The organism is Burkholderia sp. 4NA327C6 (assembly GCF_005502655.1).
In the GTDB taxonomy this organism is placed as follows: Bacteria; Pseudomonadota; Gammaproteobacteria; order Burkholderiales; family Burkholderiaceae; genus Burkholderia; species Burkholderia contaminans.
This window is the reverse complement of the sequence record NZ_SCNZ01000091.1, coordinates 1-13,631: the sequence shown is the minus strand read 5'-3', so window position 1 is coordinate 13,631 and position 13,631 is coordinate 1. Positions and strand designations below refer to the sequence as shown.

Genomic DNA, 13,631 nt, shown 5'->3' with positions numbered 1-13,631 from the left:
CGGCCCGCGGGCCGCTGCCTGACGCGCTACGGTTTGTCTTTTCTTCTTCATCGGCATATCCATGGCTTTTACACCTCATGATATGCCCCGCCCACAAAATGACGGATAGGTCCGTTCTATGCGCCGCACCTGTCGCACCGCGCCGACCACCTGATGCGCTGGGAGCAGCAACTGCGCGTCGCGCTCGCCGAGGGGCAACTGTTCCTCGCGTACCAGCCGAAGATCGACCTCACGCACCGCCACATCACCGGCTTCGAGGCGCTCGCGCGCTGGGATCACCCCGAGCACGGGATCATCTCCGCGAACGAATTCATTTCGATTGCCGAATCCACCGGCCTGATCGTGCCGATCGGCGACTTCGTGATCCGCACCGCGTGCGAGCAGATCGCGCGCTGGCGCGACGACGGCCACGACACGCTGACGCTCGCGGTCAACATTTCGCCCGTGCAGTTCTGGCGCGGCGACCTGATCGAGACGATCTCGCAGGCGCTACAGGACACCGGCATCGACGCGAACCGGCTCGAGATCGAGATCACCGAGACCGCGATGATGGAATATCCGGAGCTCGTGTCGGAGAAGATCGTCGCGTTGAAGAAGCTCGGCATCCGCATCGCGCTCGACGATTTCGGCACCGGCTACTCGTCGCTGTCGTACCTGCACCGCTTCTCGGTCGACACGCTGAAGGTCGACCGCTCGTTCGTGCAGGCGATCCCGAACGATCGCAGCGTGTGCGTGATGGTGTCGTCGATCGTGCATCTCGCGCGTTCGCTCGGCCTGACCGTCGTCGTCGAAGGCACGGAAACCGAGGAGCAGATCACATGGCTGGCCGCGCTCGGCGAGATCGAGGCGCAAGGCTTCCTGTTCTCGCGCCCGGTACCGGCCGACGCGATTCCCGCACTGATCGCACGCTTCGGCGTGCGTGGCGACGCGCCGAACGTAATCGCGCACCGCGCGACCGGCAGCACGGGCGCGTAAGCACACCGCGGCTGCGGCCTGGTTGGCGATTGCGCGCGCCGTCATTGTTTCGTTTTCCGATCCGATCGTTTAGTTCATGAACTAGCGTTTTCGCGCATGGCAGTGTCACGATGCGCGGCGGACAATCGGGAGGGCCAACGTGTCGGCGGGCCGCCGGCATGGCTACACGCGAGAGATCGGGCCCCGCGCTCACACCACCAACATGACTACCGTCGAAATCGAAGCGACCGCTGATATCGAACAGGCGCAGGCGTCCCTGTGGGACCTGTTCAAGGTCGTCGCCAGCATTTCGGCTGTCTCGTGGGGCGGGCTGTCGATGATGGCGCAGCTCGAACGCCACTACGTGGAGCGGCTGAAGCGCATCGAGCCCAACGTCTTCGGCGACCTCGTCGCACTTGCCTGGCTGGTGCCGGGCCCCGTGGGCTGCAATGTCGCGATACAGGTCGGCCAGATACTGCACGGCCGCGTCGGCGCATGGGTGGCCGGCATCGCGAGCGTGCTGCCCTTCTCCCTGCTGATGACGCTGTTCGCGATCTTCTATCGCACGCCGTTCGTGCGCTCGCTGGCCGCGCCGATGCTGATCAACCACTTCGGGATGGTGCTCGCCGCGCTGATCGGCGTCACGTGGGTCAAGCAGCTGCGCTCGCTCGCGCGCACGCGGCACGAACAGCTGATCGCCGCGTTGTCGACGATTCTGCTCGGATTCGCGCATAATCCGGCCGCCTTCGTCGGGATTCTGTTCGCCGCATTCGCGGCCGGCTGGCTGACGGGGCCGCCGCAACGCGACGCGGTCGATTTCACGCTGTCGACCCGCGACCGCAACCTGCTCGTGCTGCTCGGCGTGCTCGTCACGCTGTTCGCGGTGCCGCTGCCCGGCGACTACCAGGCGACGCTGCTGTGGCCGCGTCTCGCCGGCGCCGGCATGACGCTGTTCGGCGGCGGCTTTTCCGCACTGCCCGTGCTCAAGACGCTGTTCGTCACGCCCGCAACGGGCATCTCCGATCATGACTTCACGCTTGCGTTCGCGCTGTCCCCGGTCGCGCCGGGGCCGCTGCTGAACGTCGTCCCGTTTCTCGGCTACCTGACCGACGGCTGGGTCGGCGCGCTGCTCGCGACGGCCGCACTGTTCATTCCGTCGGGATGCCTCGTCGTGTTTGCGCAGAACCATCTGCTCCGACTCAAGCGCCATTCACGCTTCGAGCACGGGATGCGGCTGCTACGTGCGGCGACCACGGGTTTTCTCGTCGTCGCCGTCGTGAGAATCCTGCACCGGGAACCGGTCGACCCCGTTTACTGGCTGACGGGCGCCTTCGCGACGCTGTGCTTTGCGCGCTTCAAGGTGCCCGTCTATGCCGTGTACGGCACGGTCGCGGTTGCGTGCGGCGTGTGGCTGCTGGCCGCCGCGCGCTGACGGGCGGCCGCTGCCGCCCCGCCGGGTTCGACCGGCGCTCTCCCCGTCCAGCCCCTCCTCAACCTGCCTGCACCGCGACCCGGCGCGCGATCCAGCGGGCGCGCAGCGCGTCGTAAGCGAGGTTGAAGCAGAACGTGTAAGGCAGGAAGAACAGCACGATGCCGAGGTCGAGCAGCAGCGCCTCGACGAGGCTCACGTTCAGCCACCATGCGGCCACCGGCACCACCATCGCGACGAGGCCAAGCTCGAACGTGACCGCATGCGCGATTCGCATCCCGAGCGTGCGGGTCAGCCCCGCGCGACGCTCGAAGCGGTCGAACAGCGTGTTGAACGCCATGTTCCATGCCATCGCGATCAGCGACACCATCACCGTCAGCACGCCGACGTGCGACACCGGCATGTCGAGCAGCCACGCGCCGATCGGCGCGCACAGCGCGATCGCGACCAGTTCGAACGTCAGTGCATGCAGCAGCCGTTCCGTCACCGTTTTGTTGACCTGTTTCATGTTTCCCTCCGATTCGTCTACTTCGTTCATGGCCGCCATTTTGATCGGCGTAACCGTATGAATCCAGTTTGATATCATCGGTTTCACCGATATATCGCCACCAGGAGCGCCGCATGCGCCACGCCCCCGAAGCCCTGCTCGCCTTCGCCGAAGCCGCGTTGCTCGGCTCGTTCACGGCCGCCGCGCGCAAGCTCGGCAAACGCCAGTCGACCGTGTCGGAGGCGATCGCGAATCTCGAGATCGATCTCGGCGTGCAGTTGTTCGACCGCTCGACGCGCGCACCGACGCTGACCGACGCCGGGCGCGCGCTGCTGCCGCGGGTGCAGCGCGCGCTCGAAGCCGGCGCGGCGATCGACCGCACGGCCGCGCGGCTCGCGCGTGGCGAGGAAGCGCGGCTGACGCTCGTCGTGTCCGATACGTATCAGTCGAAGCGCTACGAGGAAACGTTGATGGCGCTCGAACGGCGCTTTCCGGCGCTCGAGCTCGAATGCCAGATCGCCGAGCACGAAGACGTGCTCGACCTGATCCAGCAGGGGCGCGCGCAGCTCGGGCTGATGGCCGCGCGCGCGGCCTACCCGGCCGATATCGGCGCGGCGACGATTGCGGAGGAATCGGAAATCGGGCTGTTCGTCGGCCGCACGCACGCGCTCGCCGACTACGGCGACGCCGACGTGCCGCACGCCGCGCTGCGCGACGTGCGCGAACTGCGCCTCAATACCTATGTGAAAACGGAAGGCCGCGGCGCCGATGACCGGATCGTCGTCGGCACGCAGCACTGGCTCGCGCCGAGCTATCTGATGCTGCTGGAGATGGCCGTGCTGGGGTTCGGCTGGGCGGAACTGCCGCGCTGGATGGTCGACCACTTCGCGCGCGATCGCCTGTGCGAACTGCGTGCGCGCGGCTGGCCGCGCCGCGTGCGGGTCGATGCGGTCTGGTCGCGCAACCGGCCGCTGGGCCCGGTCGGCTCATGGCTGCTCGATGCGATGCTGGCCGCGTAGCGGCGCTTGCCGGCGCACCCGCGGCTGCGCGCGGGCCGGCCGGCTGCGGTCAATCAGAAGCCGCGCGACAACACCGCCGCGCCGATCGTGACGACGCCGAGCACCAGGTTCACGAGGACGAGCAGGCGCACCGTATTCACCGCGCGCGCGCCGTCCGGCCACTTCTGCGCCTGCACCGCACGGCGGATGCGCGGGAACAGCGCGAACCGGATATGCCCGAAGATCAGCATCATCACGACGCCGAGCCCCGCCATCGCGTGCAGCGACCACGTTGCGTGCGCGCCGCCGAATTCCACCAGCAGGAAGCCGCCGGTCAGCAGGATCACGATCACGGAACCCGAGACCCAGTTGAAGAAGCGGCCGAACACGCCTTCGATCAGCGGCAACCGCAGCTGCGGCGACAGGTCGGACAGCGCCGGACGCAGGCAGAAGTTGGCGAAGACCATCCCGCCCACCCACACGGCGACGGCCAGCAGATGAAGAAACAGCGCGACGGAGACAGCATGGGACATGACGGCAATCCTGTGAGGAGTGGGGTGCGGCGAACGGCCGCGTCGCACGCGGCATCGAGCGACGTTCGACCGGATTGTCGCCGAGCGGTTCAGACCCCAGGCGCGATTTCACATTATTTTGCAAGTTCCGCGTGACAACGCCACGCTTGCTTACCCGAATCCCCCTCCAAAAGAAAAAGGCCGCACGTCCGCCGAAGCGGAGGTGCGGCCTTCGATCGCGGCCGAACCGGACGATCGATCGTGCGCAGCGTCAGCCGAGCAGCGGACGCAGTTCGCTGACGACCTTGAGCTTCGTCTCGGGCGCTCGGCCCTTGCGTGCGCGCTTGCCGACGTGCGGCGCCAGCCCTGCATACGACAGCGTCTCGTCCATCGCCTTGCCGCCGCGGCCGGTGCCGATCAGCACGACGCCGGCCGGATCGATCGCGAGTGCCTGAACGAGCGTTTCCTTGTCGTCGAGCGCCATCAGGATCACGCCGCGACCGCCGCCTGAGAGCGTCTTCATCTCGTCCATGCCGAACACGAGCAGGCGGCCGCCGCTCGACAGGCACGCGACCTGCGTTGCGTTCGGCAGCACGGGCATCGGCGCGAGCGGCACCGCGCCCGCATCGATCGTCATGAACGCCTTGCCGGCCTTCACGCGGCTCACCATGTCGCCGACCTTCGCGAGGAAGCCGAAGCCGTTGCTCGACGCGAGCAGCAGCTGCTGGTCGGCCGGCGCCGCGAAGTAATGCATCAGGTGCGAGCCCGATTCGAGCTCGATCAGCGACGTGACGGGCACGCCGTCGCCGCGCCCGCCCGGCAGCACCGACACGTCGACCGAGTACACGCGGCCGCTGCTGCCCCACGCGATCAGGCGGTCCGGCGTACGGCACTGGAACGCCGCGTACAGGCTGTCGCCGGCCTTGAACGAGAAGCTGGCCGGGTCGAGCCCGTGGCCCTTCAGCGCACGCACCCAGCCCTTCTGCGACACGACGACCGTGACCGGCTCGTCGACCACCTTCGCCTCGAACGTCGCGCGCTTTTCCTGCTGGATCAGCGTGCGGCGATCGTCGCCGTACTGCTTCGCATCGGCCTCGATCTCCTTGATCATCAGCCGCTTCATCGCGCTTTCGTTCGCGAGCAGTTCCTCGAGCTTCGCCTTTTCGTCGCGCAGCGCTTCGAGCTCCTTCTCGATCTTGATCTTCTCGAGACGCGCGAGCTGGCGCAGCCGGATTTCGAGGATGTCTTCCGCCTGCCGTTCACTGAGGCCGAACGCGCTCATCAGCGCGGCCTTCGGCTCGTCCGACTCGCGGATGATGCGGATCACCTCGTCGATGTTCAGGAAGACGATCATCCGCCCTTCGAGGATGTGGATGCGGTCGTCGACCTTCGCGAGACGATGGCGGCAGCGGCGCGTCATCGTCAGCTGGCGGAACTTCACCCATTCGTCGAGGATCGTCAGCAGGCCCTTCTGGCCCGGCCGGCCGTCGGCGCCGATCATCACGAGGTTCAGCGTCGCGTTCGATTCGAGGCTCGTGTACGCGAGCAGCGTGTTCACGAATTCCGTCTGGTCGATCGTGCGCGACTTCGGCTCGAACACGAGCCGCACCGCCGCCTCCTTGCCCGACTCGTCGCGCACCGCGTCGAGCAGGTCGAGCATCGCCTTCTTGGTATTGAGCTGCTCGGGCGTCAGCGTCTTCTTGCCGAGCTTGAGCTTCGGGTTCGTCAGTTCCTCGATTTCCTCGAGTACCTTCTGGCCCGACGTGCTCGGCGGCAGCTCGGTCACGACGAGCTGCCACTGGCCGCGCGCGAGATCCTCGATCTTCCAGCGCGCGCGCACCTTCAGGCTGCCGCGGCCGGTTTCGTAGGCTGCCGCGATTTCAGTGTCGCTCGAGATGATCTGCCCGCCGCCCGGGAAATCCGGGCCGGGAATCAGGTTCATCAGCTCCGCATGCGAGAGCTTCGGATTGCGGATCAGCGCGACCGCCGCCGCCGCGACTTCACGCAGGTTGTGCGACGGGATTTCGGTCGCGAGGCCGACCGCGATGCCCGACGCGCCGTTCAGCAGCACGAACGGCATGCGGCTCGGCAGCGTCTTCGGCTCCTCGAACGAGCCGTCGTAGTTCGGCATGAAGTCGACCGTGCCCTGGTCGATCTCGTCGAGCAGCAGCTTAGCGATCGGCGTGAGGCGGGCTTCGGTGTATCGCATCGCCGCCGCGCCGTCGCCGTCGCGCGAGCCGAAGTTGCCCTGCCCGTCGATCAACGGGTAGCGCAGCGAGAAATCCTGCGCGAGACGCACCAGCGCGTCGTACGCCGACTGGTCGCCGTGCGGGTGGTATTTACCGAGCACGTCGCCGACCACGCGCGCCGACTTCACCGGCTTGGCGTCCGGGCCGAGGCCCATTTCGTTCATCGCGTAGAGAATCCGGCGCTGCACCGGCTTCTGGCCGTCGCACACGTCGGGCAGCGCGCGGCTCTTCACGACGCTGACCGCGTAGCTGAGATACGCCTGCTCCGCGTAGTTGCCGAGCGTCAGCGCTTCGGCGTCCGGTGCATCGGAGCTGGCGAAGAGATCGGAAGTGTTGTCGTCCATCTGAATTCCGTATTCGTAAGTGGCGTGAGGCCGGGCCGGGCGTCATGCCCGGCCGCGCAGGTGTTCGGCTTAGATGTCCGCTTCGACGTCGTTGCCCTTTTCCTCGAGCCAGCCGCGCCGCGCGGCTGCCTCGCCCTTGCCCATCAGCATCGTCATCCGTGCGACGGTCGCCTCGTAGTCGAGCTCGCCGAGCTTCACCGGCATCAGGCGGCGCGTGTCGGGGTTCATCGTCGTATCCCACAGCTGCTCGGCGCTCATTTCGCCGAGACCCTTGAAGCGGCTGATGCTCCATTGCGTCTCGCGCACGCCTTCCTTGCGCAGCTTGTCGAGGATCGCCTCGAGTTCGCCTTCGTCGAGTGCATAGAGCTTCTGCGCGGCCTTCTTGCCGCGCGCGGGCGCGTCGACGCGGAACAGCGGCGGGCGCGCGACGCACACATGGCCGCGCTCGATCAGTTGCGGGAAGTGCTTGAAGAACAGCGTGAGCAGCAGCACCTGGATGTGCGAGCCGTCGACGTCCGCGTCCGACAGGATGCAGATCTTGCCGTAGCGCAGGTTCGACAGGTCGACGCTTTCATCCGGGCTGTGCGGATCGACGCCGATCGCGACCGAGATGTCGTGCACCTCGTTGTTCGCGAACAGGCGGTCGCGCTCGGTTTCCCACGTGTTCAGCACCTTGCCGCGCAGCGGCAGGATCGCCTGGTATTCCTTGTCGCGGCCCATCTTCGCGGAGCCGCCCGCCGAATCGCCCTCGACCAGGAACAGTTCGTTGCGCGCGATATCTTCCGTCTCGCAATCGGTCAGCTTGCCGGGCAGCACCGCGACGCCCGAGCTCTTGCGCTTCTCGACCTTCTGGCCCGCTCGCGTGCGCGCCTGCGCCTGCTTGATCACGAGCTCGGCGAGCTTCTTGCCGTGCTCGACGTGCTGGTTCAGCCACAGCTCGAGCGCAGGGCGCGAGAACGACGACACGAGCTTCACCGCGTCGCGGCTGTTCAAGCGTTCCTTGATCTGCCCCTGGAACTGCGGATCGAGCACCTTCGCGGACAGCACGAACGACACGCGCGCGAACACGTCTTCCGCGAGCAGCTTCACGCCCTTCGGCTGCAGGTTGTGCAGTTCGACGAAGCTTTTCACCGCCTGGTAGAGACCGTCGCGCAGGCCGGATTCGTGCGTGCCGCCGGCCGGCGTCGGGATCAGGTTCACGTACGACTCGCGCACGAGCGAGCCTTCCTCGCTCCATGCGACGACCCACGACGCGCCCTCGCCTTCGGCAAAGGTGTCGTCGCCCGAACGCGAATCGGCGAAGCGCTCGCCCTCGAACAGCGGGATCAGCAACTCGCTGCCGTTCATCTCGTCGAGCAGGTAGCCGCGCAGCCCGTCTTCATATTTCCACGTCTGGCGCTCGCCCGACTTCTCGTTGACGAGCACGACCTCGACGCCCGGCAGCAGCACGGCCTTCGAGCGCAGCAGGCGCTGCAGTTCGCCGAGCGGCAGGTTCGGCGAATCGAAATACTTCGGATTCGGCCACACCTGCACGCGCGTGCCGGATTTCTTCTCGCCGCGGCCCGCGCCCTGCGTCGTGAGCGGCTTGACGACATCGCCTTCGGCGAAGCCGAGCTCCGCGATCTTGCCGTCGCGCCAGACCGTCACGTCGAGGCGCGTCGCGAGCGCGTTCGTCACCGACACGCCGACGCCGTGCAGGCCGCCCGAGAACGTGTAGGCGCCGCCCGCGGCCTTGTCGAACTTGCCGCCCGCGTGCAGGCGCGTGAATACGATCTCGACGACCGGCACACCCTCTTCCGGGTGCATGCCGAACGGGATGCCGCGGCCGTCGTCCTCGACCGAGACCGACTGGTCGGCGTGCAGCGTGACCGTGATCTGCTTGCCGTAGCCGCCGAGCGCCTCGTCGGACGCGTTGTCGATGACTTCCTGGATGATGTGCAGCGGATTCTCGGTACGGGTGTACATGCCGGGGCGCTGCTTGACCGGCTCGAGACCCTTTAGCACCTTGATCGATGCTTCGCTATAGGCCGCGCTGGGTTTCTTCGTTGACATAGGCGCTGAATTTCGTCATTCATCGGGACGTTGTCCACACCTGGTGTGGATAACGTCGTGGACAAAACGTTGAGTTCCGTAAAAAAGCGAATCGAAACAACGGTGTGCTTGGACTGCTCCGAAAGCGGGCGCGCGGCGTGCGCTGCGCTGCCCGGGACGCGCGGTATTTTACTGGTTCCGCGTGGCACGCCAATCGCGGAATCGCGCGCGGCGGCCGCCGGCCGCGCGACGCGCCTGCGTTTTACGCGGGCTTGCGCTTCGCCTCGAGCGTTTCCCACCGTTCGAGCGCTTCGAGCAATTCGTCGTCGATCGCCGCGAACCGCTCGGTCAGGCGCGTGCCTTCCTGCGGATCCTTCGCGAAAATCGAACCGTCTTCGAGCCGCGCGTTGATCGTCTTCTGCTCCTCTTCGAGCGCGGCGATCTTCTCCGGCAGCGAATCGAGCTCGCGCTGCTCGTTGAACGACAGCTTGACCGTGCGTTGCGCGTTGCGGCCCGCAGCGCTTTTCGCCGAATCTTCCTTGACGGGCGCGGCTTCCTTGACCGCGCGCTTCGCGGCTTCCTGCTGCGCGAGCTGATCGGCGCGCGCACTCTGGATCTGCCAGTCGGTGAAGCCGCCGACGTATTCGCGCCACTTGCCGTCACCCTCGGCCGCGATCACCGACGTCGCGACGTTGTCGAGGAACGCACGATCGTGGCTGACGAGCAGCACCGTGCCGTCGTAGTCGGCCAGCAGTTCCTCGAGCAGTTCGAGCGTCTGGATGTCGAGGTCGTTGGTCGGTTCGTCGAGCACCAGCACGTTGGCCGGACGCGCGAACAGGCGCGCGAGCAGCAGCCGGTTGCGTTCGCCGCCCGACAGCGACTTCACCGGCGAACGCGCACGTTCCGGCGCGAACAGGAAATCGCCGAGGTAGCTCATCACGTGCTTGCGCACGCCGCCGATCTCGACCCATTCGCTGCCGGGGCTGATGGTATCCGCGAGGCTCTTTTCCTGGTCGAGCTGCGCACGCATCTGGTCGAAATACGCGACCTGCAGGTTCGTGCCGATGCGCACCGTGCCTTCGTCGGGCTTCAGTTCGCCGAGAATCAGCTTGAGCAGCGTCGTCTTGCCGGCGCCGTTCGGGCCGATGAAGCCGATCTTGTCGCCACGCATCACTGTCGTCGAGAAACGATCGACGACCGCGCGGCCGCCGTAGCGCTTCGTCACGTCGGTCAGTTCCGCGACGATCTTGCCGGACTTCTCGCCCTGCGCGACATCCAGCTTCACGTTGCCCAGCGTGTTGCGGCGCTCCGCGCGTTCGTTGCGCATCTGCACGAGCCGCGCGATGCGGCCGACGCTGCGCGTGCGGCGTGCCTCGACGCCCTTGCGGATCCACACTTCTTCCTGCGCGAGCAGCTTGTCGAACTTCTCGTTTTCCACGCGCTCAATTTCGAGCTGCTGGGCCTTGCGCGTCTGGTACGCGGAAAAATTGCCCGGGTACGACAGCAGCCGGCCGCGATCGAGATCGACGATGCGCGTCGCGACGCGGTCGAGGAACGCGCGATCGTGCGTGATGAACAGCAGGCCCGCGCGCTGCGCGACGAGCAGCTCTTCCAGCCAGCGGATGCCGTCGAAGTCGAGGTGGTTGGTCGGTTCGTCGAGCAGCAGCACGTCGGGCTGCAGCACCAGCGCGCGCGCCAGTGCGACGCGCTTCTGCATCCCGCCCGACAACGCATCGACGGGTGCATCGACGTCCGCCAGGCCGATCTGCGCGAGCGTCATCGACACGCGCGTGCGCCAGCTCCACGCGTCGTGCGCATCGAGCGACGACTGCAGCGCGTTCATCCGCGCGAGCAGCGCATCGTGTTCGGCGCCTTCGGGGATATCCGCGAGGCGGTGCGCGATCGAATCGTACTCTTCGAGCAGTTCGCGCGTGTGCGCAAGCCCCGATGCGACGGCATCGAACACCGTCGCGCCCGGCTCGAATTCGGGCTCCTGCGGCACGTAGACGGTCACGAGTTCCTGCTGGCGCGTGACGAGCCCGTCGTCGGGCTTCGCGAGCCCGGCGACGATCTTCAGCAGCGACGACTTGCCCGCGCCGTTTCGGCCGATCAGGCCGACGCGCTCGCCGGCTTCCAGCGAGAAATCCGCGTGATCGAGCAACGCGACGTGACCGAACGCGAGCTGCGCGCCGGATATGGAATAGAGCGACATGGGGAGACGGCGAAGAGAGGAATCGGAAGCGCCCATTGTACCGGTCGCGGGCGGCGTTACCGGCATGGCCGGACGGACAAGGCCGGCAAACGGGTCGGGAGGCGGGTCGGGAGGCGGGTTGGAACCTGCATTTGACGGCTGGCAGGCGGCCATCGACGCGAAGCGACGCGATGCGATGGCGCGCCGGGTGCGGCCGGCTTCCGGTAGCGGACGCCGGCCGCGAATTCCGAGCGAAAGGGCCAACGTCGGCCGGATGCCTGCAACCGGCCGATCGCCCCTCCCGCACCGGACGCCTCGGGCGCCCGTACGCGGCACACGCAGTTACTTCACGTTGATCGTGATCGTCGAGCTCAATTCGGGACCGTACGAGCGGTGTATGCCGTCGCCCAACTGCAGCGTCAGCGTGTGCTGGCCGGGCGGCAGATTGATGTCGGTTTCGGTCTGCGCCTTGCCGAAGTGCAGCGAACGCTCGCTCGCGGGAATCACGTCGCCCTTCGGAATCGGCCGGCCGTCGATCAGCAGGTGATGATGGCCAGTGTTCGGCGTGTTGTCGCCGGCCGGTCGAAGCTCCATTCCTTCGAGCCCGAACTTCACATGCACCGGGTTCGACACCGTCGCGCCTTCGCTCGGCGCTTCGAAATACACGCGCGCCTCGGCCCGCGCCATCGTCGACACGGCCATCGCCGCCACACACAGCGCACCTGCGATCCACTTTCTGTTCAGCATCGCATTCTCCTTATGATTGGACAGCCTCGGAAGCATACACCGCACGAACGGCATACGCGTTTCGGTTGCGTTGTTCGCGATGCGTACGTTTAAAACGACGTTGCAGAGCCGTTCGACGAAATTCCGGTACCATTGCGCCTTTCGTTCGCCGGCCAGGCTGCGGACGGCATTACCGAATTTCCATTTTCCCGAGCGCTACATGAGCGAAGTAACCGAATACCAGAGCTGGGTCTGCCTGATTTGCGGGTGGGTCTACAACGAAGCGGAAGGGCTGCCCGACGAAGGCATCGCGCCCGGCACCCGTTTCGCCGACATTCCCGCCGACTGGCGCTGCCCGTTGTGCGACGTGGGCAAGGAAGATTTCGTCGTCGTCGATTTCTGATTCGCTGACGCGCTGATTTCCGATCGCGGCTGATTGCGCGATCACGCGCGTCGGCGCGTATTCCGCCCCGCCGACGCGCCGCGCGTTTGCTATACTCTGCGCGCTGTCCACACTGCCGTCCGGTTCGCGTTTTTTCGCGCGTGTCGCCCGGACATGGCTCTCCCCGTAGTTCAATGGATAGAACAAGCGCCTCCTAAGCGCTAGATACAGGTTCGATTCCTGTCGGGGGGACCAGCCAAGCCCCAAGCCATCCCCAATATTCACAAGAAATCCCCCGCTCAAGCCCGTCCGGCGGCCCTCTCGCGCCTATCGTTACCCAACGTTGCTCAGTGACAGCCAGAGAAAGTGTTGGTATTTTTGTTGGTATCAGCAGATACCAACAACACAGATACCAACAATGCCTCTCACTGACGTGCAGGTACGGAACGCGAAGGCCAGCGCGGCACCATACAAACTGACGGACGGCAACGGGATGTTCTTGCTCGTCCAACCGAACGGCGCGAAGTACTGGCGGTTGTCCTACCGCTTCCTTGGCAAGCAGAAGACGCTCGCCCTCGGCGTCTATCCGGCCGTCACGCTTGCGACGGCACGGAAGAAGCGCGACGAAGCACGCGAGCAGATCGCGGCCGGCATCGATCCGGGCGAAGCGAAGAAGGACGCAAGACGAGCCGCCGAGATCGCGGCGGCCAACTCGTTCGAAGCGGTAGCCCGCGAGTGGTTCGACTCTCAGCGTCCGGGCTGGAGCGACAGCTACGCGGAGAAGGTGCTGAATTCGCTTGAGGTCGACGTGTTCCCGAAGATCGGCCCTCGCCCGATCACGGAGATCGATTCGCCGCAGATGCTCAGCATCGTTCGCGAGGTCGAGGCGCGCGGCGTGCGCGAGACGGCGAAGCGGATTCTCCAGCGCTCGCGCGCGGTCTTCCAATACGGGATCATGACGGGGCGGTGCTCCAGGAATCCAGCGGCCGACATCGATGCGCAGACGGTCTTGAAGAAAGGTCCGGGCGTACAGCACATGGCACGCGTCAAGGCGACGGAGATCCCGCAGCTCATGCGCGACATTGACGCCTACCAAGGCGACCTAGTTACCCGACTCGCGCTCCGCCTGATGGCGCTGACCTTCGTGCGGACAACGGAAATGATCCGTGCGGAATGGTCTGAGTTTGACGAAGCCGCCGCAGAATGGCGCGTGCCTGTTGATTTCCACCGAGTCTTAACCCACCGATTTCATCTAAATCTGACCCACCCCGAGACAGCGTAGTACATCTATTCCGGTGTGGATAACTCTTCGTTACCCGCTGGTTTTG

At 66.0% G+C, this 13,631-nt stretch carries 9 protein-coding genes, 1 tRNA gene and 2 pseudogenes; 6 read left to right on the top strand and 6 right to left on the bottom strand.

Annotated elements, in window-relative coordinates; all coding sequences use genetic code 11:
- Window positions 1-114 precede the first annotated feature (114 nt).
- Together FFS49_RS40955 and FFS49_RS40950 are read left to right on the top strand one after the other, a co-directional pair.
- A pseudogene (locus FFS49_RS40955) lies at window positions 115-975 on the top strand (EAL domain-containing protein); the annotation flags it as partial.
- 202 nt (window positions 976-1,177) lie between these two features.
- Window positions 1,178-2,386: a chromate transporter gene (locus FFS49_RS40950; protein ID WP_105818692.1), complete on the top strand. Its 1,209-nt coding sequence runs from the start codon at window positions 1,178-1,180 to the stop codon at window positions 2,384-2,386.
- A gap of 58 nt (window positions 2,387-2,444) precedes the next feature.
- Here the strand turns inward: FFS49_RS40950 and FFS49_RS40945 are convergent, their stop codons facing one another.
- Window positions 2,445-2,891: a multidrug/biocide efflux PACE transporter gene (locus FFS49_RS40945; protein WP_039370664.1), complete on the bottom strand. Its 447-nt coding sequence runs from the start codon at window positions 2,889-2,891 to the stop codon at window positions 2,445-2,447.
- Between the two features lie 113 nt (window positions 2,892-3,004).
- On the opposite strand from FFS49_RS40945, the gene FFS49_RS40940 reads away from it, so the two are divergent.
- Complete coding sequence (locus FFS49_RS40940; protein WP_105818691.1) at window positions 3,005-3,889, top strand: LysR family transcriptional regulator; 885 nt, start codon at window positions 3,005-3,007, stop codon at window positions 3,887-3,889.
- 53 nt (window positions 3,890-3,942) lie between these two features.
- Here the strand turns inward: FFS49_RS40940 and FFS49_RS40935 are convergent, their stop codons facing one another.
- The 5 genes from FFS49_RS40935 to FFS49_RS40910 form a co-directional block, all read right to left on the bottom strand.
- Window positions 3,943-4,401: a CopD family protein gene (locus FFS49_RS40935; protein ID WP_039370342.1), complete on the bottom strand. Its 459-nt coding sequence runs from the start codon at window positions 4,399-4,401 to the stop codon at window positions 3,943-3,945.
- 250 nt (window positions 4,402-4,651) lie between these two features.
- Window positions 4,652-6,973: a DNA topoisomerase IV subunit A gene (parC, locus tag FFS49_RS40930; RefSeq protein ID WP_046544681.1), complete on the bottom strand. Its 2,322-nt coding sequence runs from the start codon at window positions 6,971-6,973 to the stop codon at window positions 4,652-4,654.
- A gap of 69 nt (window positions 6,974-7,042) precedes the next feature.
- A complete protein-coding gene (parE, locus tag FFS49_RS40925; RefSeq protein WP_039370338.1) occupies window positions 7,043-9,025 on the bottom strand; it encodes a DNA topoisomerase IV subunit B in 1,983 nt (660 codons plus the stop codon).
- Between the two features lie 241 nt (window positions 9,026-9,266).
- Window positions 9,267-11,216, bottom strand: coding sequence for an ATP-binding cassette domain-containing protein (locus FFS49_RS40920; protein ID WP_105818690.1), 1,950 nt, complete (start codon window positions 11,214-11,216; stop codon window positions 9,267-9,269).
- A gap of 321 nt (window positions 11,217-11,537) precedes the next feature.
- A complete protein-coding gene (locus tag FFS49_RS40910; RefSeq protein ID WP_039370331.1) occupies window positions 11,538-11,942 on the bottom strand; it encodes a DUF4399 domain-containing protein in 405 nt (134 codons plus the stop codon).
- 199 nt (window positions 11,943-12,141) lie between these two features.
- On the opposite strand from FFS49_RS40910, the gene FFS49_RS40905 reads away from it, so the two are divergent.
- The 3 genes and pseudogenes from FFS49_RS40905 to FFS49_RS40895 form a co-directional block, all read left to right on the top strand.
- Window positions 12,142-12,324, top strand: coding sequence for a rubredoxin (locus FFS49_RS40905; protein WP_006398668.1), 183 nt, complete (start codon window positions 12,142-12,144; stop codon window positions 12,322-12,324).
- A 159-nt stretch (window positions 12,325-12,483) separates the two neighbouring features.
- A tRNA-Arg gene (locus tag FFS49_RS40900) sits at window positions 12,484-12,558 on the top strand.
- Between the two features lie 163 nt (window positions 12,559-12,721).
- Window positions 12,722-13,519: pseudogene (locus FFS49_RS40895) on the top strand (integrase arm-type DNA-binding domain-containing protein); the annotation flags it as partial.
- Between the last annotated feature and the right edge of the window lie 112 nt (window positions 13,520-13,631).

Coding starts and splice junctions, on each gene's coding strand:
- FFS49_RS40950 (WP_105818692.1), top strand. CDS start 1,178: ATGACTACCGTCGAAATCGAAGCGACCGCTGATATCGAACAGGCGCAG.
- FFS49_RS40945 (WP_039370664.1), bottom strand. CDS start 2,891: ATGAAACAGGTCAACAAAACGGTGACGGAACGGCTGCTGCATGCACTG.
- FFS49_RS40940 (WP_105818691.1), top strand. CDS start 3,005: ATGCGCCACGCCCCCGAAGCCCTGCTCGCCTTCGCCGAAGCCGCGTTG.
- FFS49_RS40935 (WP_039370342.1), bottom strand. CDS start 4,401: ATGTCCCATGCTGTCTCCGTCGCGCTGTTTCTTCATCTGCTGGCCGTC.
- parC (WP_046544681.1), bottom strand. CDS start 6,973: ATGGACGACAACACTTCCGATCTCTTCGCCAGCTCCGATGCACCGGAC.
- parE (WP_039370338.1), bottom strand. CDS start 9,025: ATGTCAACGAAGAAACCCAGCGCGGCCTATAGCGAAGCATCGATCAAG.
- FFS49_RS40920 (WP_105818690.1), bottom strand. CDS start 11,216: ATGTCGCTCTATTCCATATCCGGCGCGCAGCTCGCGTTCGGTCACGTC.
- FFS49_RS40910 (WP_039370331.1), bottom strand. CDS start 11,942: ATGCTGAACAGAAAGTGGATCGCAGGTGCGCTGTGTGTGGCGGCGATG.
- FFS49_RS40905 (WP_006398668.1), top strand. CDS start 12,142: ATGAGCGAAGTAACCGAATACCAGAGCTGGGTCTGCCTGATTTGCGGG.